A 22,908-nucleotide genomic window follows, 5' to 3' on the forward strand; every position below is an offset into this window, starting at 1 on the left:
TCATCCGGGCCTCCCCAGCCCCTCGACCAGCGCCAGTGCCTCCCGGTGCGTGGGCGGCAGCGCCACCGACCACACGCCGGCGCCGTGCTCCCAGCCGATGCCCCGGCGCAGCTCGTCCAACCGCGGGTCCAGGTCGTCGGCGTCGGCCGCGACGACCCCGATCCGGCCCCTGCCGATCAGGCACACGGACTCGCCCCGGGTGAAGAACCGGGACAGCTCGTACCCGAGGACGATCATCCGGGCGGCACGTCGCCACGGGTCGATCCCGGGGTCCAGCGACACGACCGCCAGCCGGTGGCCCGAGGCGGGGACGGGGCCGCCGTCCGCGCTCCGGTACAGCTCGCCGAGCCTGGTCCGCAGGTACTCCTGGGTGGCCAGACCGGTCAGCGGGTCCTGGCAGGTCTCCCGCCCCCGTCCCGCGTCGGCCCACCCCTCGGCCATGGCGCGCACCAGTCCGAGCGGTGGGCTCCGCCACCCCGCCAGCGACGTGAACGCCGCGAGGTCGTCCAGGCTCTGGCCGATCCCCACCCCGGAGCGCGCGCGGGCCTCGCCCAGCCGGGCGCACGGCCCCGCCAGGTCCGTCCCGGTGGCGAAGGCCTCGCACACGGCGTCGACGGCGGGGGTCCACCAGTCGTCCGGCGGCTCCCAGCCCGCCTCCCGGCTCCGGCGCCCCCACGGGGCGCGCAGGCGCCGGGTGCCGACGCCGCGGTCCCACGTCCCGGTTCCCGTTTCGGCATCACCCATGGTGTGTCGCTCCTGATCCTCGGTCCGCCCGGGTGGGCGGCGGGGGCCCGTGCCCCCGCACCGGGTCCCCGCCGCTCGCCCTCACCCTGATTACCGGGATCGGTGGCGGCCATGACGCGGATGCGGGATATTTTTTTCGAGTACGTGTTCTTCCGACGCCGAACCAGCGTTCTTCCTGGCTTGTGGCGGGATCAGATGAGAGGACGTTCGGTGTCCGACGCCGACAGAAATGACACAGAGACACTCGTCGGTGACGCTGAGATCATCAGGCGGGTGCGTGGTGGCGACACCGCCGCCTACGCGACTCTGTACGAGCGGCACGCGGCGTCGGCGCGGGGACTGGCCAGGCAGCTGTTGCGCGGGGAGGCCGAGGCGGAGGACGCCGTCGCCGAGGCGTTCACCCGGGTGCTCAGCGTCATCCGGAGGGGCAAGGGCCCCGAGGACTCCTTCCGCCCCTACCTGCTCACCGCGGTGCGCAACGCCGCGTACGACCGGGGGCGGGGGGAGAAGCGCCAGGTCGTCACGGACGACATGGAGAGCCTCGTCCCGGGCCAGCCCTTCGTGGACCCGGCGCTGGAGGGGCTGGAGAGATCACTGATCGCCCGTGCCTTCCTCTCCCTGCCGGAGCGGTGGCAGGCCGTCCTCTGGCACACCGAGATCGAGGGCACCAAGCCGGCCGAGGCCGCGCCCCTGCTCGGCATGAACCCGAACGGGGTCGCCGCCCTCGCCTACCGGGCCCGGGAGGGGCTCCGGCAGGCCTACCTCCAGATGCACCTGGCCGGCGGCGCGGCCGCGGAGGCGTGCCGCCCGACCCTGGGGCTCCTCGGCGGTTACGTGCGGGGCGGCCTGTCCAAACGGGACACCGCCAAGGTCGACACGCACATGGACGGCTGCGCGGACTGCCGTGAGGTGTACGCGGAGCTGATGGACGTCAACGTCGGCCTGCGCGGGGTCGTCCTCCCGCTGGTGGTCGGCTCCGGTGCGGCGGGCTACCTCGCCCTCACCCCGGGCGGCGCGGCCACGGGAGCCTGGTGGGGCCGGATGTCGCGCCGCCAGCAGCAGGCGGCGGCCGGCGGGACCGCCGCCGCGGGCATGGCGGTCGCGGTCGCGCTCGCCCTGACCGGCGCGGAGGCTCCGCCGGGCCCCGAGGCCCCGCCCCCGGTGGCGGCCCCGCAGGAGGAACCTGTTCCCGTGCCCGCGCCGGGGGACCCGGCCGCCCCGGACACGCCGCCGGGCCCGCCCCCCGCCGCACCGCCTGCAGACGCCCCGCCCCCCGCCGCACCGGAGGAGACGCCGGCGCCGGACCGCCCCGTGCCCCCGGCGGCGCCGGACCGACCCGCGCCCCCGGCGGCGCCGGCCGTGCCCCCGGCGGACGTTCCCGAGGAGGAGGTGGTCGAGGACGCCCCCGAACCGCTGTTCGCCGCGGGCATCGACCCCGTCGGCGCGCTCCTCCCGGGCAGCGAGGGGATCGTGGTCCTGGACGTCCGCAACCTCGGCGCGTCCACGGTCGAGGACGTCGTCGCGGTGATCACGCTGCCGCCGGGGGTCGAGATGATCTCCTCCGGAGGGGCGGGCAGCTCCGTCCCCATGGCGGACGGGAACGGCGACTGGAGCTGCTCCTCGGGCAGCGGCGGCGGCCGCTGCGCGCACCCGCGGATGGCGTCCGGGCAGAACAGCACGCAGTTCCTGGACGTGCGTGTGGACGCCGGGGCCGACGTCGGCGTGCCCGCCTCCGTGACGGTCTCCTCCGGCGGCGTGGCCGCCAGCGCGACCGGGGAGCGCGGGGTCTCCTCCGAGGGGGTGGCCGCGCGCTACGCGACGGCCGGGCGGGTGCGGACCGAGAGCGTCGGCAACGCGCTGATGACCTGCGTGGAGCCGGAGCGGGACCACGGGGGGCACTGGCCGTGGCCCTGGCCCTGGCGGCCCGGGAACCCCGGCGTTCCCGGGGAGGACCCCGGGGCGGGGGTGACCCCGGACGCCGACGGGCGCACCGGTCCGGAGGCCGACGCGGACCTGGCCCGCGCACCGCGGGGGCCGCTGTTCGCGGAGCCCGGCACGGAGCAGTCCCCGGAAGGGGCGTCCCCGGAGGAAGGGGGGACCCGGGGGGAGGAGGGGATCTCCGAGGACGGTGCGGACGACGCGGACGACGCGGACGACGCGGACGGAGAGGACGGCGGTACCCCTGACGGAGCCGGCGCCCGGCCGGACGGGGCGTCGCCCACGGACCCGGCACGGGACCCGGCCCAGGAGGACGCGGACGGCGGTCACGGCCACGGCCCGGGACCGGACCCTTCCCCCGGGGCCGGGCCGGAGGAGGGGACGCCGGGCGGCCCCTGTGCCGACGCACGGCTGCGGGAGGGGGAGAACCGCGACAACGACAACTGGGTGATGGCTCCCCTGGAGGACGATCCGGACGCCGCCACCTCGGCGAGCGCCGCGACCTGGGAGCTCCCCGAGGGCGGCGCGGTCCGCTGGGCGGGGCTGTACTTCTCGGCGGCGGGCGCCCCCGACGCCCCCACGGCGCGCGTCAGGGGGCCGGGCATGACGTCCTACCGGACCGTGGCCGCCACCGAGACGAAGGTCGCGGACCTGCCCGGATACCCCGCCTACCAGGCGTTCGCCGAGGTCACCGACCTCGTGAGGGCCCAGGGCGGCGGCGAGTGGTGGGTGGGCGACGTGCCGGCCCGGGAGGGCCGGGGCGTCTACGCCGGGTGGAGCCTGGTGGTGGTCCTGGAGGATCCGGGCATCGGCTCCTACAACCAGGCGATGGTGCTCGACGACACCGGGGCGGTCTTCCGGAGCCGCACGGGGATGTCGTTCCCGGTGTCGGGCCTGCTCCCCGCCGCGGTGCCCTCCCGCGTGGACGTGGTGGCCTGGGAGGGCGACGCCGACCTGCGGGGGGACCGGGTGACGGTGGACGGCCGCGCGGTCGCCCCGAGCGGCGGGCACGGGGAGGAGGACAACGCGTTCGCGAGTTCCGCGCGCGGCGCCGTGGGGGACCCCTTCACCTTCGGTACCGACGTCGTACGATTCGACCCAGTACTCGGCAGGGAAACGGATATCCGAATCCTCACCGAGCAGGACGCGGTACTGGTCGGCGTCGTGGCGCTGACCGCCCCGATGCGTACCTGAGGGCCGGTATTCGCGACCGGTTTCCCGGCAGGCCCGGGCGGCCGGAAAAGCCCGCCCCCCAACGGGTTCCCGCCTGTGCGTAGTGGGTCCATAACTTTGCGTATTCAAGGAGGGCACGCAAAACCAGACAGACTTGGCTAGGCTGTGCCCCGGTCATGGATATGGCCCCAGAGTCAAAAGGGAAGGGGGCGGTGTCACGTGGACCGCTGCGCGTTGTTCGTTGACGCGGGATACCTTCTCGCGGACGGCGCGATGGCCGTGCACGGAACCCGCAACCGGGACTCCGTCTCCTGGGACTACTCCGGACTCGTCCAGTTCCTCAACGAGGTCGCGCGGGACCGCACCGGTCTTCCGCTGCTGCGTTGCTACTGGTACGAGGCCGTCGCCGACGACCGGCGCTCCCAGGAACAGGACGGCATCGCCGACATCCCCGGCATCAAGTTCCGTGCCGCGAGGATACGGCCAGGTCGCCGCGAGGGCGTGGAGAGCTATGTCCAGCGCGACATCACCACGCTGGCGCGCACCGGCGTCCTGTGCGACGCCGTCCTGGTCAGCGGTGACGAGGACATGGCGTCCGTCGTCGCCGACGTCCAGGACATGGGCGTGCGCGTCACCGTCGTGCATGTGTCCGTCGAGGGCAACTGGACCATCTCCCGGGCCCTGCGCCGGGAGTGCGACGACCTCATCGAGATCGGGGCGGGCCACCTGCGCCCGCACGTCAACCTCCTCTCCAGCAGCGGCTCCTCCCAGGAGACCGCGGCCAAGACCACGACGCCGTTCGCCAACGGCCGGTCCCGTTCCGCGCCCGAGACGCCGCGGCAGCCCGTCGCGGCCCAGCCCGGCGGCGCCCGGGTCGACCCCGTGGGGTCCTCCAGCGGCGGCCTGGAGGCGATGTTCGCGGGCACCGGGGGCCAGCCCGTCCCCCAGGGCAGCGCCATGGACCAGCTGCGCGCCATGCGGAGGTCCCTCGCGCAGCAGCGCGGCGGCGACCACCTCGTCGGCCCGGGGGGCGACGGCGGCCAGCAGCCGGGCGGCATCGACGCCAACGGATTCCCGTCCGGCGGGCAGACCCCGCCCGGCACGGGCGGCGGCGGCTCCTACCCCGGCCACGCGGTGACCGGGGGCCACCCCTCCCACAACGGGCAGCAGGGCTACCCCGTCACCGACGGGCACCCGTCGATGCGCGGCGCGGAGCCGAGCGGCTACGGCATGCCCGGGAGGCCGGCCTCCGGGGCGGGGTCGATGACCGGAGCGCAGCCCTCCTTCAACGGCACGGGACCCCAGCAGTCCTTCGCCGCGGGGACGGGGCCGCAGCGCTCGTTCGCACCGGACGGCCAATCCGGCCACGCGCCACCTCCGAGAAACGCCCCACCCCAGGACCCACGGCAGGACCCACGACAGGATCCGCGCTACGGGGGCGGGGACGGCTCCGGATTCGGGGGAGCGGCCGACGCAAACCCTACCTATGGGACCAGTACGGAAACTGACACCGCTCACCGCGGTGGGGCAGCCTCCCCCTACGGGGGGCCGCCACCTACTGGTCCCGAACCCGCCAGCCGGTTCAGCGCCGGCGGCTACCAGGAATCCCGTCCCAGTCCTGGATATCCCCAGCAGACACGTCCCGCCGCGCATACCGTTGACGAAGCGGTGCATGTCGCGCACAAGGAAGGGAACGACTTCGCGGAGTCGATCGCTCGCGAGGCGCCCGCCCTGTGGGTGGAGGCCGTACTCGCCCGCAGGCCCAGGATGCCCTCCGACCTGGAGGCGCGCCTGCTCCAGGGCTCCTCGCTGCCGATCGACCACCTGTTGCGTGACGAGGTCCGTGACGGACTGCGCCAGGGGTTCTGGCAGGCCCTGGAGCGGGCCAGGTCCTGACAGGGCGCGCGGGAGTGCGAGTAGGGGATGGGGGCGATGCGGTTGACCCGCGTGACGACGGCGGAACTCGACCGTTGGGAATTCCACGCTGTCCGGTCCGGTGAGCACGGACGGGTCGCAGCCCAACTCCTGGACCTGGCCAACCGGGTCGACTCGGGGAGCGAGGTCTCGCGCGCGGAGCTGTTCGTGCGCGCGGGGGAGCAGTGGGAGATCGCCCAGGAGTTCGAGCGCGCCTGCTCGGCCTACCAGCGGGCGATCGACGACGGCGGGGCCACGGTGATCGACGCCCGTGCGCTCAGCGCCGGGGCACTCCTGCAACTGGACGAGGTCGACCAGGCCTACGCCCACCTCAAACGCCTGGAGGGCGAGGACCCGCCCGGTCTCCAGACCTTCATCCACGTCGCGGAGGCACTGTACGCGCACGACGACCTGGAGGGCGCCGAGCGGTGGGCGACGGCCGGCGCGCACCGGTTCCTCGACCGGGCCTCCTCGCCCTACGTCCGCGACCTCCTGGTGGAGCTCCTGCGCATCCGGTTCCGCATCCGCACCGACCTGGGGCTGTCCGAGGACCGGCTGGACCGCAGACTCGACGAGGAGTGACCACGGCCGCAGGACGCCGGCGCCCCGCGCGGCCTTCCGGGCCGGGACGCTCCCGCCGGACCCCGGCGGAGTGAGCTTTCCGACGTGCGGGCGTGCCGCCGACACGCCCGGGACGGCGGGGGCGCCGATCTCCGCCCGACCGCTCCGGGCCCGGCCCGGAACGGAACGGGTACGGCCGTGTGGTCAGCGGCGCCGGTTCGCCGGGCGCCGTCCGAACCGCCCCGGAAGCGGTGTTCCGGGCGTTCGTCCGCCCCTTCGGAGGCGGTCCCGGTCCCGGGGAGCCCCGGCGACGATCTAGGCTGTGTCCGGTCGCCTCCCAGCTGCCCCGACGAGGAGCGACATCCCCCTGAACCGGGTGTCCGAGGCCCCCTCATACCACGGCCCACGCGTGTGTTCGACGATCGTCGAAGAATCCGAGAAATCGATGACACGCCATCATCTTGCGGTGTTCCAACGCAGGGCCCCCTAGATGTAGTATCTGTCCCGCTGGTGGTTCACCCCTCGGGGTGAGGCAAGAGGGAACCCGGTGCGAAGCCGGGGCTGCCCCGCAGCGGTAAGTGGGAACGAAGCCGTCACAGGCACTGGGGACCCCCGAAGGCCCCGGGAAGCGACGGTGCGTAGGCCGCCCACGAGCCCGAAGACCTGCCACCGGTGCGCACGTGAGCGTGCGCCGACGACGGGGCTTCGAGGGTGAGCCGCCGCGACCCACCGGTCGGACGACCGCACGCACCCGGTGCGTCGGTCCCCCGGTGCGTGCCGCGCACCTTGCCCATCGTGTCCCCTCCCCGCCGGGACTCTTCTACCGAGGTTGGAGCCGCTGTATGACCCTTGACGTCGAGGCCGTGCCCGTATCCGTTCGGCCCGAGCCGACCAACGAGGGCGCGCCCCCCGCCGCCGTCGACCGGATCGAGCACGTCGTGACCGAGGCCTGTGCGAGGCTCACCGGTGTTTCGGCGGAGAAGGTCCTCACCGAGGCCCGCCGCGGCTTCTACCCCGGCATCCCCGACTCCGAGGTCGAGCTCGCCCTGGTCATGGCCGCCCGCAGCTTCGTGGAGGTCGACCCGGACTACTCGTTCGTGGCCGCCCGCCTGCTGCTGGACAAGCTGCGCCGTGAGGCCCTCACCTTCATCAGCGGCGCCCCCGACGCCGCCGGGCAGTCCGAGATGGGCGAGCGCTACGCCGCCTACCTGGCCGCCTACGTCGGCCGCGGCATCGACCTGGGGCAGCTCGACCCGGCACTCGCCGGTTTCGACCTGGAGCGCCTGGGCGCCGCCCTGCGGCCCGAGCGCGACGAGCAGTTCACCTTCCTCGGCATCCAGACCCTCTACGACCGCTACTTCCTGCACAGCGACGAGGTCCGCTACGAGCTGCCGCAGGCGTTCTTCATGCGCGTCGCCATGGGGCTGGCCCTCAAGGAGGACGACCGCGAGGCCCGCGCCATCGAGTTCTACGAGCTGCTGTCCTCGTTCGACTTCATGGCCTCCACGCCCACCCTGTTCAACGCCGGCACGGTGCGCGCGCAGCTGTCCTCCTGCTTCCTCACCACCGTCGGCGACGACCTCCAGGCCATCTTCCACGGCATCAGCAACAACGCGATGCTGTCCAAGTACTCGGGCGGGCTCGGCAACGACTGGACCCCGGTGCGCGGCCTCGGCTCGCACATCCGCGGCACCAACGGCAAGAGCCAGGGCGTCGTCCCGTTCCTGAAGATCGCCAACGACACCGCCGTCGCGGTCAACCAGGGCGGCAAGCGCAAGGGCGCCGTGTGCGCCTACCTGGAGACCTGGCACATCGACATCGAGGAGTTCCTCGACCTCCGCAAGAACACCGGCGACGACCGCCGCCGCACCCACGACATGAACACCGCGAACTGGGTTCCGGACCTGTTCATGCAGCGTGTGGAGCAGGGCGGCAGCTGGACCCTGTTCTCGCCGGACGAGGTCCCCGACCTGCACGACAAGTACGGCACCGACTTCGCCGAGGCCTACGAGAAGTACGAGGCCGCCGCCGAGGAGGGCCGGATCAAGGTCGCCAAGAAGATCCCCGCGGTCGACCTCTGGCGGCGCATGCTGACCATGCTGTTCGAGACCGGGCACCCCTGGATCACCTTCAAGGACCCGTCCAACCTGCGCTCGCCGCAGCAGCACGTCGGCGTCGTGCACTCCTCCAACCTGTGCACCGAGATCACGCTGAACACCAGCGCCGACGAGGTCGCCGTCTGCAACCTGGGCTCGGTCAACCTGGCCCAGCACGTGGGCCCCGACGGCCTGGACGCCGAGCGCCTGCGCCGCACCGTCCGCACCGCCGTGCGCATGCTCGACAACGTCATCGACGTGAACTTCTACACGATCCCCGAGGCGCGCCGCGCGAACATGCGCCACCGTCCGGTGGGCCTCGGCCTGATGGGCTTCCAGGACGCCCTGTTCAAGCTGCGCACCCCGTTCGCCTCCGAGGGCGCGGTGACGTTCGCCGACGAGAGCATGGAGCTGATCAGCTACTACGCCATCGAGGCGTCCATGGAGCTGGCCTCCGAGCGCGGCTCCTACGAGTCCTTCGAGGGCTCGCTGTGGAGCCGGGGCGTCCTGCCGATCGACTCGCTGCGGCTCCTCGCCGACTCCCGCGGCGGCGACCTGGACATGGACCGGGGCGAGACCCTCGACTGGGACTCGCTGCGCGAGCGCGTGCGGTCCACCGGGATGCGCAACTCCAACGTCATGGCGATCGCGCCCACCGCGACCATCGCCAACATCACCGGCGTCGGCCAGTCGATCGAGCCGCTCTACCGGAACCTGTACGTCAAGTCGAACATGTCCGGCGACTTCACCGTCGTCAACCCGTACCTGATCCGGGACCTCAAGGCGCGCGGCCTGTGGGACGACGACATGGTCTCGGCGCTGAAGATGCACGACGGCAGCCTCGGCGCCATCGACCGCGTCCCGGACGACCTCAAGGCCCTGTACGCGACCGCGTTCGAGATCGACCCCGAGTGGCTGGTGGACGCGGGATCGCGCCGCCAGAAGTGGATCGACCAGGCCCAGTCCCTGAACCTGTACATGGCGGCCCCGAGCGGCAGGAAGCTCGACACCCTCTACCGCCGCGCGTGGCGCTCCGGTCTCAAGACCACCTACTACCTGCGCTCGCAGAGCGCCACGCACGTGGAGAAGAGCACGCTCAAGGGCACCGACGGCCGCCTCAACTCGGTCGCCGCGACCCCGGGCGCCCCGGCGCCCGCCCCCGCCCCCGTCCCCGAGCCGGTCGCGGCTCCCGCGGCCGTGAACACCGAGGTCGAGGACGAGTTCGAGATCGTCGACGGCCAGGCCTGCTCCATCGACGACCCCGAGTGCGAGGCCTGCCAGTAGGGCGTGAGGCCCGGGGCCGCCCGCAGGCGGCCCCGGGCCGGTCCGGCCACCCCGCCGGGCCGTGCCCGCGGCGGCGCCGCGCCCCGCTCCCGACAACGACTTTCCGGCCCGACCGGAGAACGGAAGAACCCCAGCATGACCGCAGTCTCCGAGAACAACGCCAGCGCCACCAGCGGCCTGGGTGAGATCGAACGCGACGCCGCGCGCGTCAACGTCGACGACAAGGCGATGATCAACGCCCGCGCCGACGTCAACCAGCTGCTCCCGCTCAAGTACACGTGGGCGTGGGAGAAGTACCTCGCGGGCTGCAACAACCACTGGATGCCCACCGAGGTCGCCATGCAGGCCGACATCGCGCTATGGAAGTCCAAGGACGGGCTGACCGAGGACGAGCGCCTGATGCTCAAGCGCAACCTCGGCTTCTTCGCGACCGCCGAGTCGCTGGTGGCCAACAACATCGTCCTGGCCGTGTACCGCCAGCTCACCAACCCGGAGTGCCGCCAGTACCTGCTGCGCCAGGCCTTCGAGGAGGCGGTGCACACCCACACCTTCCAGTACATCTGCGAGAGCCTGGGCCTGGACGAGGGCGAGCTCTTCAACATGTACCGGGAGGTCCCGTCGATCACGGCGAAGGACGCCTGGGCGCTCAAGTACACCCAGAACCTGGAGAACCCGGAGTTCCGCACCGGCACGCCGGAGGCCGACCAGGCGTTCCTGCGCGACCTGGTGGCGTTCTACGTGATCTTCGAGGGCATGTGGTTCTACACCGGCTTCGCGCAGATCCTGTCGCTGGGCCGCCGCAACAAGATGATCGGCATCGCGGAGCAGTACCAGTACATCCTGCGCGACGAGTCGATCCACCTGAACTTCGGCATCGACGTGATCAACCAGATCAAGATCGAGAACCCGCACCTGTGGAGCGAGGAGTTCCAGGGCGAGGTCCGGCAGATGCTGGCGGAGGCGTGCGAGCTGGAGGTGGCGTACGGCCGCGAGACCATGCCGCGCGGCGTGCTCGGCCTCAACTCGGAGCTGTGCGAGAAGTACATGCACTTCATCACCGACCGCCGCGCCGAGCAGATCGGCCTGGCCCCCATCTTCGGCGAGACGGAGAACCCGTTCCCGTGGATGAGCGAGATGATGGACCTCCAGAAGGAGAAGAACTTCTTCGAGACCCGCGTCATCGAGTACCAGACCGGCGGCGGCCTGGACTGGGACTGAGGGCGCCCCGGCCCGCGTGAGGCGGGCCGGGCGGGGCTCTCCTCCCGGGGGGCGGACACGGCCTCCCCGGGGGCGGCCCGGATCGAGGCGCGCGATCCGGGCCGCTTCCGTGTGCGGGGGTGTCCCGCCCCGGTCCCCGTCGGAGGCGCCGGGGCACGGCCCTCAGCCCTTGGCGGTCCAGGTCATCCGGACGTTGAAGGTGGCCTCGCCGGTCCCCTTGACCACCACGACGTCCGCCTCGGCGCTCACGGTCACACCGAATTCGACCTCCGTCTCCGAGGGCGCCAGCGAGGAGGAGGAGAGCTCCTCCAGTTGCGCCGACACGGCCTCGGCGACCTTCCTGATGCGGAGCAGCACGGAGTCGAGCCTCTTGTCCCCGGTGGCCTTTCCCGGGGCCCGTGAGACGGGGGCGGCCCCCTCTTTGCGGACGGGGGCGGACTCGATGCTGATCACGGTGCCGTCGTCGGTGACGAAGTCGATCACTTTGTTCACATTGGCCTCACGCATTCTCCGAAGGGGCTTGCCATTCCTCTTGATGTCTACAGAAAGTAAAATAGGGGGAGATGTCCGGCAACGATGATATTCCGCTGCCGTCCGCGCGGAGGAAACGGTGGGACGTACCAGTTATGACCGGGCGAAACGGCGCAAGCGCCACCTGGCGGGACGGACGCGACGGCACCGGATGGCGCAAGTCGTCGAGGTCTGCGTCCGGCAGCGACTGCTGCGAGGCCTCCCTCGCGGAGCCGGGCCGCGTGTGCCTGCGCGACTCCCACCACCCCGGCGGGGACGTCCTGCGGTTCCGGTCCCGCGAGTGGCTGTCACTGGTCTCGTCCGTGCGCTGATCGGCCCCCTGCGTCCCCCCGCGGCCCCGGACGTGTGCCGGGACCGCCCCTCCCTCAGTCCCGGACGGGGAAGATGTCGGTGTCCAGCCGGGTGAAGGACGCCATCGTGGACACGAAGCGGTGCTCGGGCCCGAACCGCGAGGTGTAGTGCTCGCGCAGGGCCTCCCACTCCTCCCCGACGTCCTCGCCCAGCGCCCGCCGGCTGATCAGCAGGTTGCGCCGGGCCGTGGTCAGGAAGACGTGGTGCTCCCCGAGGGTCTCCCGGCACAGCTCCACGCTCGCGGCGTCCTGGGCGCGGGCCTCCTTGAGCCTCCCCAGGGCGAACAGGTCGTTGCCCAGGTTGACCTCGACGGCGGTGAGGGTGACGTCCGCGTCGGGGAAGCGCTCGCGGATCGCCGCCATGGCGGCGCGGTCCAGCTCGTACGCCCGCTCGTACTCGCCCAGCACGCGGAACACGATCGCCGCGTTGGCCCTGGAAGCCCAGGGGAAGAGGTGGCGGGAGGGGAACCTGTCGTCCATGTGGGCCAGGAGGTCCTCGACCAGCCGGCGGGCCTCCTCCAGGCGGTTGGCGAAGGCCAGGTTCACCATGTGGATGCTGTTGAGGTGCAGCGTGGGCGGGGCGTGCGGCCCGTAGCGCGCGACGTTGACCTCGCGCGCCTGCTCGGTCAGCTCCAGCGCCAGGGCGTGGTCGCCGAGCCGGCGGTGGATGACGGAGAGGAAGACCGGGATCTCCGAGGTGTGGGTGCTGGCGTTGGCCTCGGTGACCTCGAAGCGCCTCCGGCAGTCCACCAGGGTCTCCCGGGCCTCCTCCAGGTACCCGAGGGCCATGAGGCCGAGGCCGATCGACAGCCGCGTCCGCAGCGTCGGGATGCCGTCCGGCCCGAACACGTACTTGCGCTGTTCCAGGGTGCGCCGGTCCAGCTCCAGGGCCTGCCGGAAGCGGCCGAGGCGGCGCAGGCAGCCGCCGATGTCGTGGGCGATGACCAGGGTGTTCTCGTCGTCCTCGGCGAAGAGCATGGTCCTCGTCCGGTGGATGTCCTCGAACATGGACAGGGCCCTGGCGTAGTGCCCGAGGTTGCTGAGCGCGATGGCCCGCGCCCGGTGGGCCTCCAGGGCCTCCTCGCTCTCCGGGCCCTCCAGCTGGGCCTGCTCCGCGTACATCCGCTCCGCCTCGGCGAGGGCGATCTCGTTGTCGCCGCGGATCCGGAGGATCCTGGTGCGCAGCAGCTGGATCTGGAACCTCTGCGCGGTGTCGTCGTACCAGGCCTCGATGGCCCGGTCCGCCAGGGCGAGCGCGGCGTCGCCGTTCCCGGTCTCCACCAGGTAGACGATCACGTTGCCCACCAGGCCGCGGACCTGCGGGTCGTGGCTGCGCCACGCCTCGGAGGCGTCCACGTGGGTGTACAGCAGCTGGTACTCGGGCCAGTTCTGCGGGAGCTCGGGGCCGAGGGGGTCGCTCTGCGCCAGCAGCCGGTGGGCCAGGTCGCGGTAGCGCACCCGCTCCTCGTCGCCGAGGGTGCTCTGCACGACGGTCTGGAAGGTGACGTGCAGCTGGAACGTGTGGTTGGTCCGGTCGAACTCGGCGAGGCTGTGCCTGCTCACGTAGCGCAGGACCCTCGTCAGGACCATCTCGTTGCCGAGGATCTGCGACAGGTCCGGGTTGGGGCTCAGGCCGCGGGCGCGGTGGAACAGGGTGCGCGAGAGGGAGCGCGGGGCGAAGAACGAGCAGAGCTGGACGAACTCCCGGACCATCCGCTTGAGGGCGCGGTCGGGCCCCGTGCCGCGCCGGAGGTCGTCGAGCTGCATGTTCCAGGCCGCCGCCAGGGGCAGGGGGTACAGGTCCTCCGGCTCCACGTGGGTGACGAGTTCGTCGAACTTGTCCTGGAGCAGGTGGAGGAACTCCTCCACGCTCATCAGGGAGTCGCGCAGGTAGGCGCCGACCTGCGCGAGCGCGAGGGGGAGGTGCTCCAGCCGCTCGGCGATGCGCAGGGCCGTCGCGTCGTCGTCCAGGCCGTGGGGGCAGACCTTGCGGAGCAGGGCGACGCTCTCCCGCGCGCTCAGGCTGGGGACGATCGAGCCCTCGCTGCGCCCGCTGGGGATCCAGCTCTGGTCGCGGGAGGTGATGATGACGTCCCCGGGGCCGTTGGAGGGGAGCACCTCCCCCAGCTGGTCGAGCTCGGAGACGTCGTCGAAGACGAGGAGCCAGCGCCCCACCCCGGGGTCGCCCTCCAGGACCTCCCGTACCTGCTGGGCGACCTGCTCCAGGTTCCCGGTGTCGTCGCCGATGCCCAGGTACCGGGCCAGGCGCAGGTAGGACTGCTGGACGTCCGAGGCGCTGTTGGCGGCGAACCACCAGATCAGGTCGTACTCGTCCCGGTGCCGGTGCACGTACTCGGTGGCGATCTGGGTCTTGCCGATGCCGCCGCCGCCCGCCAGCAGGTAGACCCCGCCGACGGAGTCCTCCAACAGGTCGTGGACGTGTTCGAGGATCTTCTCCCGCCCGGTGAAGTTCAGGTTGTGCGGCGGGACGCCGCGGAGCTTGGCGAGCGGCTTCTGCCGCGAACGCCGCAGCCTCGAACTGCCCAGGGCCAGGGGCTCCGAGCCGGCGGACTCCGTCGCGGGGGTGTGGGGGTCGGTCACGGTCGGGCTCGGTTCCTCTCGGGGGGCGGTGGTCTGCGGGCGGTGCGCGTCCTCGTGCCGTGGGGCGGGTCCGCCGGGGGAGCGCGCCCCGTCCGGGGGCGCGCGGTGGGCGGCCGGGACTCCCGTCGGAGCGGCCTCGCGGGCGGGTCCCTCCCCCAGGGCGGCGCGGAGCTGGTCCGCGAACCTCCGGTACTCGCCCGGCATCTCGGAGAGCGCGGGCAGCACGGCGCGGGCCAGGTCCTCCTCGCCGTCGAGCGGGGGGTCCTGGGGGGCGCCGGTCTCGATCCGGGACAGCCACTGGTAGAGCCTGGCCGCGTCCTTGAACTCGATCCCGAGGGAGTAGAACACCGACCGCATCACGCTGAGGTCGCCGAACCCGCCCAGGAGGTCCCTGCGGACCCCCGGAAGGAACTCCAGGGCCGCGGCGGCGGGGTCGTCCAGGTCCCCCAGGGGGACGGTCGGGTCCATCAGCTCGCTGCCGAACACCTCGGCGATCTCGGTGACGGCCGCGCGCGGGTCGCGGGGCGCGTGCGGGATGTTGCTCTGGATCAGCTCGGCCACCCTGAGGTTGACCGGGGCCTGGGCCAGCCGCACCGCGAGGTCGCGTGCTCCGCGCGAGGCGTGGGAGAGGAAGCGCGACACGGGATCGGGGTCCCAGGGGGCGGAGCCCGGGGGCCGGGCGCCGTCGGCGGGGAGCACGGCCGCGTCCGCCTCCCAGGCGTCGGCCCCGCCGCTCACGACCTCGCTCCACGCGGCGAGGGCGTCCGGGCCGAACTCCAGGACGGGGAGCACGGCGGCGTTCGCGGGGGGACCGCCGTCCCCGGCGCCGGCCGCCGTCCCCGTGAACTCCCAGGAGGAGGGCGGGACGGGGGACGGGCCGGTCATGCGCATCGGCCCGGGCGCGAGCGGCCCCCCGGACCAGACGGAGCGGTCCAGGAGGTGGAGGAGGACGGTCGGCATGCGGGAGGCGAGCGAGGCGGCCCAGGAGCGCAGTCTCGGGCCGCGCCACCCGCGGTCCTGGGTGTCGGTGACGACGACGGCGACCGCGGCGTCCGGGGGGAGGTGGGATTCCAGGGGCCACGGCGGCTCGTGTTCGTCCCTGGTGTGCGTGGGGTTGCCCGGGTGGAAGCGGACGACCGCGCACCCGGCCCGCCCGGCGCCCTCGACCAGCGCGTCCACGCCGTCGCGGTGCAGCTCCATGAGGGGGGACGAGTCGACGAGAACGACCGGGCGGGACGAGCCACCTGTCAGAGTGCTGAGTGCGTTCTGGTACCTGTGGGACAAATCGTCCATTATGTCGTCTTTTTCCCCTTGTGGGGAACTTCAAAGGAGGGGTCGGCGGGCCCCTCTTCTGAACTCCTCCTGGAAATGTCCTTCCTCCGATTCTGCCACGCCGTCGTCGGGGGCGGTGCCGTGCGGCGCGTCCCGATCGTCCGGGAAAGCGGAACGAACCCTCGATGTGCGTGTTCGGGAGGGTTCACGGATCGGCGCGGCTTCCTCTTCCAGATGATTTCGGCCGAACGGCAGTGGCATAAGGGTTGGAGTGGAATGCACGGCACGGCAGCTCTCCCCGGGACGGTCATTCCGGCATGTCGCGGGAGGCCGCCGCCCGGGGGGCGGGCACCGCTCCCGTCCCGCCCCCTCCCGTCCGGGGGACCGTGGAGCCCCCGTCGAGGACGGCCCGCGCGAGCACGTCCCCGTAGTCGTCCTGGAACAGGGAGACGTCGCGGAAGTCGGGGGAGTCCTGCGACTTGTCGCGGAGGAGCCGGGGGAGGGCGGTGATCCGCACCCGGGACCGGGGCTCGCGTTCGAGCAGCTCGTTCACGAAGTCGAACACGGCCTTCTTGGGGCCCTTGACGATGGTGGGGACCCCCATGTTCACCGCGGAGTCGTAGACGTGTTCGGCGTCGTCGGTCTCGGAGTCCACGGCGCAGACGGTGAGGTGCGACCTCGACAGGGCGTCCGCGACCTCGCTCACCTTCTTCTCCCACGTGAGGAGGACGTTGCGGTCCCCGACCAGGGCCTCCTCCCGCTGCTTCTCCGAGCGCAGGAGCCACCGGCCGGGCGGGGTCCCCAGATAGCTCGGGTCCACGTGCCGCTCGCGTATGTGGTAGACGATCTCGTACCTCGACGCCAGCCGGGAGGGGAACTGCACCTCGCTGGTGCCGGTGGCCTGTCCCAGGCGCAGGTACAGCAGGTTCCTCGGGAGGAAGACGCGCAGCCGCAGGGACTCCTCGTTCGGGGTGACCAGCCTGCGCATGACCACGTCGCTCATGAGGTCGCCGATCTCGTCGCAGATCTCCGGCTCGCTGACCAGCCTCGTGTCCTGGTGCAGCGGCCGGCCGTCCGCCTCGCCCCGCCGTGCGAAGCCGTGCGAGAGCTTGAAGCCGCCGGTCACCGGCTCCAGGTCGAAGAACACCATCGTGTCGGGCTCGTCGGGGGCGGGCTCGGGGACGGGTCGCTCCGCGGGGGAGGGCTCCTCGGGCTCGCGCAGGCGCTCGCCCCGGTCGGCGGCCAGGGCCTCCGACCACTCCCGGCCCAGGACGGAGGCCTCGTCCCGGATCCACTGCCAGACCATCGGCGGGACCGGCCTGTGAGGGGAGACCTCCCGGTAGACGTGGTGGACCCAGGCCACCCGTAACGGCGGTCTCCCCGCCCCCGGCACCAGGTCCCACAGCGCGGTGAGGACCCGCCAGGCGGTGGTGGCGGCCCCCTGCTGCCTGACCCGGCGCATCTCCCGGGGTTCCAGCAGCCTCTCCGGCGGGACCGCCGCCAGGGGGATCGAGTCCAGCAGGTCGTGCAGGCGGTCGTAGGTCCGCCTCCCGCACAGCGACTCGTCCGCGAGGCGCTGGGCCGAGACGGTCTCGCCCCCGGCCCGCTCCCCCGCGATCTCCTCCACGGGCAGGATGAAGGCGATCCCCGAGGGCTCGTCGGGGTCTCCCCACTCGTAGTGGTGGTTCATCTGCACGAGCCCCACCAGCTCACCGGTCTCCGTCCGGACGGCGCACCCGCTGAACCCGCCGGTGATCCGGGACGCCCGCGAGGGAGACGTCTCCACCTGGTGCGTGACGCCGTTGGGCCCGCCCCTGCCGTGGTAGGTCACCGAGGCCTGGAGCGACCGCATGCCCGCCGGGTAGCCCGTCGTGTACAGGGCCTGCCCCGGCTCCAGGTCCCCGCAGCCGCTGAGCACCGGGAAGTCGGTGTCCGGCAGCCCCGGGCCGGTCAGGCGCAGCAGGGCCAGGTCGCGGCTCTGCGGCCCCGCCGCCCACAGGTCGGTCGCGACCTCCGCCTCCCACACCCGCCCGTCGAACGAGCGCAGGCGCACCGTGGCGCCCGCTCCCGGGTGGTCCGCCGGGTCCCCGTCGCGGCCGAGCGCCGTGTTGACGACGTGCGCGCACGTCACCAGCAGGCCGGGGGACAGCAGGACTGCGCCGCCCACGGCCACGTCCTCGTAGAGCACCCGCATCTGCCAGGCCGGTTCGTTCGGCTGGAGGCCGCGGGAGGAAAGGGGGGTGTCCACTGTCGGGGGGACCTCTCTCGAATTCCGTTGTGCCCGGAACAGTTCCCCCGAGGGGCGACTGTGAACCAGGGGGCGGAGGCCCGGGGCCGGCCCCCGCCGGCGGGCCGGACACGCGGACGCCCGCCCGCGGGGACGCGTCCCGCGAGCAGGGGCGCGGGCCGGACCCGGCACGGCTGCCGGGGGGCGGCGGGCGCCGCCTCGGCGGCCGCGGACCCTGAAGGGCCGGGGGCCAGCCTAAGCTGACCGTGTGGACCCTCCCACCGATCCCGCGGCCGAGGCGGTCTTCCGCCCGGTGCCGTCGGGCAGAGCCCTGGAGGCCACCGTCGACCGGCTGCTGTGCGCGATCCGGCTCGGCGTGGTCCCCGCCGGGGCCCGCTTCCCCGCCGAGCGCGACCTCGCGGCCAGGCTGGGCGTCGGCCGCGTCACCCTGCGCGAGGCCCTGCGCCTGCTCCAGGACCAGGGGTACGTCGAGGCGCGCCGGGGGCGCAGCGGCGGGACGTTCGTCCGCGGCGTCCCGCCCCGGCCCACCCCCGGCCAGGCCCTCCGCGGCCTCGCGGCCGCGGGCGCCGGGCTGGACGACCTGCTCGCCTTCCGCCGGGGCCTGGAGACCGGGGTCGTGGTCCGGCTCGCCGAGACCGGCCTGACCGCAGAGCAGGAGCGCCTGCTGTCGGTCGACCTCGCGGCCGCGGAGCGGGCCGACCGGGCCGCCTACCGCCGCCTCGACACCGTCCTGCACGTCACCCTGGCCCGCCTGACCGGTTCCGAGGAGCTCACCGCCGTCCTGACGGACGTGCGGATGCGGGTCAACGGGCTCATGGACACGGCCCCGCCCACCGAGGAGGGGATCGCGCTCAGCAACGCCCAGCACGGGGAGATCGTGCGCGCCGTCCGCGCCCGCGACCCGGAGGCGGCCCGGCGCGCACTGGGCGCGCACCTCGCCGCCGTGGAGTCGGGGCTCCGCGCCCGGTTCGGCTGAACCCGCCGGGACGGCCCCGGACCCCGGCGCGCCCGCGAGCGGCCCGGCGGCCCGGCGGCCCCGCGATCGCCCGCACCCCTCCTGTCCGATCGGACAAACGGAGGGCGCACCGCATGGCCGCTCGGACAAACAGCGCCCCCCGAGGACTCGATGCGGTCTCGAAGAGGTGTGGTTCACCGCACAGTCGTTGTGACCCGTGCAACGGGGGGTAGTGATCGCGAGCAATGTCCGTAAACAGCGCGTAAAGGCATCAGTCGCGCGCTCAAGGGAAGGGAGGAGCCGGTCTTGAGCGAATCGATGCTCTGGTCGATCGGAACCTTCGCGGTCTACCTCGCCGGCATGGTCGCCATCGGCCTCTGGGCCTACAAGCGGACCGTCTCGCAGTCCGACTTCGTGCTCGGGGGCCGCCAGCTCAACAGCTGGGTGGCCGCCCTGAGCGCCAACGCCAGCGACTTCAGCGGATGGCTGCTGCTCGGCCTGCCGGGCGCCATCTACGTCTCCGGCCTGGGGGAGGCGTGGATCGCCGTGGGCCTGGCATGCGGTTTCGCGGGGAGCTGGGTCCTCCTCGCCCCCCGGCTGCGGGTGTACACGGAGCGGGTCACCGACGCCCGCGCGGGCGGCGACTCCGACTCGCTGACACTGTCCTCGTTCCTGGAGAACCGGTTCAACGACCCCACCCGCCTCCTGCGCGGGGTCTCGGCGATCCTCATCATCGTCTTCTACTTCTTCTACGTCGCCTCCGGCCTGGTCGCGATGGCGGCCCTGTTCGACCAGGTCTTCGGTCTCTCACCGGCCCCCGGCATCGCCATCGGCGTCGGCATCGTGGTGCTCTACACCGTCCTCGGCGGCTTCCTCGCGGTCTCCTACACCGACGTCGTGCAGGCCGCGATGATGTGGCTGGCGCTGCTGGTCGTCCCCGTCATGGCGATCACCGCGCTCGGCGGCTTCGGCGGCCTGGCCGAAGGCGTGTCCGCCAGGAGCGACGGCCTCCTGTCCGCCGTCGGCGGGGTCTCCCTCGACGCCGACCTCGGCCGGTGGGCCACCACGGAGACCCTCGGCTGGGTCGTCATCCTCTCCGGGCTGGCCTGGGGCCTGGGCTACTTCGGACAGCCCCACATCCTCTCCCGCTACATGGGCATCCGGTCGGTGGGGGACATCCCGAAGGCCGCCGTCATCAGCGTCACCTGGGCGGTCAGCGCCATGGCCATGGCCGTGGCGATCGGCTTCATCGGCATCGCCTACTTCGACACCCCCCTCGGCAACCCCGAGCAGGTCTTCCCGCTCCTCATCGAGTCGCTGAGCCACCCGCTGGTCGCCGGGCTCCTGCTCGCCGCCATCCTCGCCGCCGTCATGAGCACGGCCGACTCACAGCTGCTGGTCGCGGCGTCCGCGCTCACCGAGGACGGCTACAAGGCCTTCGTGGACAGGGACGCCGACCCGAGGGCGCTGCTGTGGATCAGCCGCGTCACCGTCGTGGTCGTCGCCCTGGCCGCCGCGGCGATCGCGCTGTGGGGCGACCAGTCGGTGATGGACCTGGTCGGCTACGCGTGGGCCGGCTTCGGCGCCGGCTTCGGTCCGATCCTCGTGCTCTCCGTGTTCTGGAAGAGGATGACCTGGGCCGGGGCGCTCGCGGGGATGATCGCGGGCGGCGCCACCGCGATCCTCTGGGACGTCGTCGACGCCGCCTACCTCGGCATCGGCCTGTACGCGATGGTTCCCGCCGTCGCCCTCAGCCTCGTCGCGACCTTCGTGTTCAACGGACTGGCGAAGGTCAGCGAGCAGATGGAGGAGGACTTCGACCGGGTCGGGGCCGAACTCCGTGCGGCCGGGCCCGGCCCCGCGACCGAGGAGGCCGCCGGCGTCTGACCCCGCACGCGCCGGGGCCGCGCCCCGGTGCGTCGGCCCCGCTCCGGGGGCACGGGCCCGCACCGCACCCGGTGCGGGCCCGCCCTGCCTGGCGCACCGGCCCCGGAGAGCGGTAGAACGGTGACATGTCGTCACCGACGGAACATCCAGCCGCATGGGCGCGGACCGACGTCCCCGAGGGGCTCGGTCTGGGCACACTCCTTCCCGAGCCCGACGGCTACCGCCTGGAGGCGGGGGAGGCCGTGGTCGAGGACGAGGAGCGGTTCTTCACCCGCTTCACCGTCCGCACCGATCTCGCCTGGGCGACCAGGGAGGTGCGCGCCGAGGTCGTGAGCGGCCGGGGCGCGGCCGAGGTCGTCCTCACCGCCCAGGGCGGCCACTGGTCCGACGCCAAGGGGAACCCCCTCCCCGGCCTGGTCGGCTGCCTGGACGTGGACGTCGCCGCCACCCCGCTGACCAACACCCTCCCGATCCGCCGGCTGGGCCTGCGGCCCGGCGAGTACCGGGACATCCAGGTCGTCTGGATCGACATCCCCTCCCTGCGGGTGCGCCGGGTCCGGCAGCGCTACACGCGCCACCCGGCCGAGGGGGGACTGGAGCGCTACACCTACCGGGACCCCCTGCACGGCGAGTACCGCCTCTCGGTGGACGGGCACGGCGTGGTGGTCGACTACGAGCGCTTCGCCCGGCGGCTGCGCGCGGACGACTGAGCCCGCGCCGCTCCCGCGGGCCCTCCCCGACCCGCCCCGGCCCTCCGCCGCGACCGCGGCGGGCCCGGACCCGGTTCCTTCCGCGACCGGCGAGGCCCCGGCCGCGCGGCCCGCCGTCCCGCGCGCGATAATCGGCGGGAACACGCACGAGACCCACGGGGGAGAGCTGTGACCCACACCGAGCTGAGCCGGGCCCGCCGCGAGATCATCCTCGACCTGGACGTGCCCGAGGACTTCGACGTGCGCGCCGAGATCGAACGGCGCGTGACCTTCCTCTCCGAACTGCTGGCCACCACCGGCGCCACCGCCCTCGTCCTGGGCATCAGCGGCGGCGTCGACTCGCTGACGGCCGGTCTTCTGTGCCGCCGGGCCGTGGACCGCGCGCGGGAGGCCGGGCACACCGCCGAGTACGTCGCCATGCGCCTCCCCTACGGCGCGCAGAAGGACGAGGAGGACGCCGCGCGCGCCGTCGACCTCACCGCGCCGGACCGCTGCCTCACCGTGGACGTCAAGCCCGCCAGCGACGCCATGGCGGCCTCCCTCGCCGAGTCCGGTCTCGCCTACACCGAGGCCTCCGAGGACTTCGTCCTGGGGAACGTCAAGGCCAGGCAGAGAATGATCGCCCAGTACGCCGTCGCCGGCGGCCTGCGCGGACTGGTGATCGGCACCGACCACGCGGCCGAGGCCGTCACGGGGTTCTTCACCAAGTACGGCGACGGCGGCGTGGACGTCGTCCCGCTGACCGGGCTGACCAAGCGCCGGGTGCGCGCGGTCGCCGCGGAGCTCGGCGCCCCGGACGACCTGGTCTCGAAGGTCCCCACCGCCGACCTGGAGACCCTGTCGCCGCAGAAGCCGGACGAGGAGGCGCTCGGTCTGACCTACGACCAGATCGACGACTTCCTGGAGGGGCTGCCGGTGCCCGGGCACGTGGAGACCACGCTGGTCGACCGGTACCGCGCCACCGCGCACAAGCGCGCGCTGCCCACCGCTCCGTAGGCGTACCGACCGCGGGGGCCGTTGACGGCCGCCCCGCCCGACACACGACGAGAGGGCCTCCGGTACCGGTGGGGACGGTGACGTCCGCCACCGGTCCGGGAGGCCCCCGACGTCCCGCGCCGCCCACGCCGGCGCCGCCCTCGCGCCCGCCCGACGCCCCGCGCCGGCCCGCCGTGTCCTCGCCCGGCTCCGGCCCCCGCCACGGGCCTCCGGACGCGGTCCTTCCCGCCCGGGCCCCACTACCCTGCCGGGCGCCCCCGTGCGGTGGTGCAGGCACCACCTTTTCGGGGAGTGCGAACCGCCGGTTCAAAAGGGGCGTCAGATCCATCGCGACCACCCGCCTCTTCCGCCTAAGGTCGTAGAAACGCGCGTCACCGATCTGCCGACACCGACGCGGGCCCGTCGTAGGGCGCGTTGGAGAACGCGTTGC

14 protein-coding genes and 1 riboswitch are annotated in these 22,908 nt (G+C 73.0%); of the genes, 10 read left to right on the top strand and 4 right to left on the bottom strand.

All coding sequences use genetic code 11. The features are described from left to right. Entirely contained in the window at positions 1-744 is a 744-nt protein-coding gene (locus tag ACIRPH_RS19870) for a hypothetical protein (RefSeq protein WP_402916386.1), read from the bottom strand. Positions 745-1,017: 273 nt separating this feature from the next. Here ACIRPH_RS19870 and ACIRPH_RS19875 point away from each other — a divergent pair, with 273 nt between their 5' ends. The 5 genes from ACIRPH_RS19875 (at position 1,018) to ACIRPH_RS19895 (ending at position 10,928) form a co-directional block, all read left to right on the top strand. Further along, on the top strand, positions 1,018-3,876 hold the full coding sequence (locus ACIRPH_RS19875; RefSeq protein WP_402916388.1) for a sigma-70 family RNA polymerase sigma factor: 2,859 nt from the start codon (positions 1,018-1,020) through the stop codon (positions 3,874-3,876). Between the two features lie 198 nt (positions 3,877-4,074). Next, positions 4,075-5,751 carry an NYN domain-containing protein gene (locus tag ACIRPH_RS19880; RefSeq protein ID WP_402916389.1) on the top strand — a complete coding sequence of 559 codons (1,677 nt, stop codon included), beginning with the start codon at positions 4,075-4,077 and terminating at the stop codon, positions 5,749-5,751. 27 nt (positions 5,752-5,778) lie between these two features. After that, positions 5,779-6,351 (top strand): hypothetical protein, encoded by a 573-nt coding sequence (locus tag ACIRPH_RS19885; protein ID WP_402916391.1) that lies wholly within the window; start codon positions 5,779-5,781, stop codon positions 6,349-6,351. Positions 6,352-6,824: 473 nt separating this feature from the next. Then, positions 6,825-7,016, top strand: a riboswitch (cobalamin riboswitch). Positions 7,017-7,172: 156 nt separating this feature from the next. Next, on the top strand, positions 7,173-9,710 hold the full coding sequence (locus ACIRPH_RS19890; RefSeq protein WP_402916393.1) for a ribonucleoside-diphosphate reductase subunit alpha: 2,538 nt from the start codon (positions 7,173-7,175) through the stop codon (positions 9,708-9,710). Positions 9,711-9,845: 135 nt separating this feature from the next. After that, the gene (locus tag ACIRPH_RS19895; RefSeq protein ID WP_402916395.1) at positions 9,846-10,928 is read left to right on the top strand and encodes a ribonucleotide-diphosphate reductase subunit beta; all 1,083 of its coding nucleotides are present in this window, start codon (positions 9,846-9,848) and stop codon (positions 10,926-10,928) included. Between the two features lie 162 nt (positions 10,929-11,090). Here the strand turns inward: ACIRPH_RS19895 and ACIRPH_RS19900 are convergent, their stop codons facing one another. Then, the gene (locus ACIRPH_RS19900; protein ID WP_402916895.1) at positions 11,091-11,411 is read right to left on the bottom strand and encodes a CU044_2847 family protein; all 321 of its coding nucleotides are present in this window, start codon (positions 11,409-11,411) and stop codon (positions 11,091-11,093) included. A 143-nt stretch (positions 11,412-11,554) separates the two neighbouring features. Here ACIRPH_RS19900 and ACIRPH_RS19905 point away from each other — a divergent pair, with 143 nt between their 5' ends. After that, positions 11,555-11,770, top strand: a complete 216-nt coding sequence (locus ACIRPH_RS19905; protein WP_402916397.1) for a DUF397 domain-containing protein — start codon at positions 11,555-11,557, stop codon at positions 11,768-11,770. A gap of 54 nt (positions 11,771-11,824) precedes the next feature. Here the strand turns inward: ACIRPH_RS19905 and fxsT are convergent, their stop codons facing one another. Further along, positions 11,825-15,703 carry an FxSxx-COOH system tetratricopeptide repeat protein gene (gene fxsT, locus ACIRPH_RS19910; protein ID WP_402916399.1) on the bottom strand — a complete coding sequence of 1,293 codons (3,879 nt, stop codon included), beginning with the start codon at positions 15,701-15,703 and terminating at the stop codon, positions 11,825-11,827. 286 nt (positions 15,704-15,989) lie between these two features. Beyond that, on the bottom strand, positions 15,990-17,930 hold the full coding sequence (locus ACIRPH_RS19915; RefSeq protein ID WP_402916401.1) for a serine protease: 1,941 nt from the start codon (positions 17,928-17,930) through the stop codon (positions 15,990-15,992). A 247-nt stretch (positions 17,931-18,177) separates the two neighbouring features. On the opposite strand from ACIRPH_RS19915, the gene ACIRPH_RS19920 reads away from it, so the two are divergent. From ACIRPH_RS19920 to nadE, 4 genes are all read left to right on the top strand, one after another. Further along, complete coding sequence (locus ACIRPH_RS19920) at positions 18,178-18,906, top strand: FadR/GntR family transcriptional regulator (protein ID WP_402916403.1); 729 nt, start codon at positions 18,178-18,180, stop codon at positions 18,904-18,906. Positions 18,907-19,203: 297 nt separating this feature from the next. Continuing rightward, positions 19,204-20,772, top strand: coding sequence for a sodium/proline symporter PutP (gene putP, locus ACIRPH_RS19925; RefSeq protein WP_402916897.1), 1,569 nt, complete (start codon positions 19,204-19,206; stop codon positions 20,770-20,772). 125 nt (positions 20,773-20,897) lie between these two features. Continuing rightward, the gene (locus tag ACIRPH_RS19930) at positions 20,898-21,482 is read left to right on the top strand and encodes a putative glycolipid-binding domain-containing protein (protein ID WP_402916405.1); all 585 of its coding nucleotides are present in this window, start codon (positions 20,898-20,900) and stop codon (positions 21,480-21,482) included. A gap of 168 nt (positions 21,483-21,650) precedes the next feature. Beyond that, complete coding sequence (gene nadE, locus ACIRPH_RS19935) at positions 21,651-22,478, top strand: ammonia-dependent NAD(+) synthetase (protein WP_402916407.1); 828 nt, start codon at positions 21,651-21,653, stop codon at positions 22,476-22,478. Positions 22,479-22,908: the final 430 nt, after the last annotated feature.

This window comes from Nocardiopsis sp. NPDC101807, from assembly GCF_044766605.1.
In the GTDB taxonomy this organism is placed as follows: Bacteria; Actinomycetota; Actinomycetes; order Streptosporangiales; family Streptosporangiaceae; genus Nocardiopsis; species Nocardiopsis tropica.

Bases quoted from the DNA above. Each gene is read 5' to 3' on its own strand.
- ACIRPH_RS19870 (WP_402916386.1), bottom strand. From the start codon at position 744: ATGGGTGATGCCGAAACGGGAACCGGGACGTGGGACCGCGGCGTCGGC.
- ACIRPH_RS19885 (WP_402916391.1), top strand. From the start codon at position 5,779: ATGGGGGCGATGCGGTTGACCCGCGTGACGACGGCGGAACTCGACCGT.
- ACIRPH_RS19890 (WP_402916393.1), top strand. From the start codon at position 7,173: ATGACCCTTGACGTCGAGGCCGTGCCCGTATCCGTTCGGCCCGAGCCG.
- ACIRPH_RS19895 (WP_402916395.1), top strand. From the start codon at position 9,846: ATGACCGCAGTCTCCGAGAACAACGCCAGCGCCACCAGCGGCCTGGGT.
- ACIRPH_RS19905 (WP_402916397.1), top strand. From the start codon at position 11,555: ATGACCGGGCGAAACGGCGCAAGCGCCACCTGGCGGGACGGACGCGAC.
- fxsT (WP_402916399.1), bottom strand. From the start codon at position 15,703: ATGGACGATTTGTCCCACAGGTACCAGAACGCACTCAGCACTCTGACA.
- putP (WP_402916897.1), top strand. From the start codon at position 19,204: ATGCTCTGGTCGATCGGAACCTTCGCGGTCTACCTCGCCGGCATGGTC.
- ACIRPH_RS19930 (WP_402916405.1), top strand. From the start codon at position 20,898: ATGTCGTCACCGACGGAACATCCAGCCGCATGGGCGCGGACCGACGTC.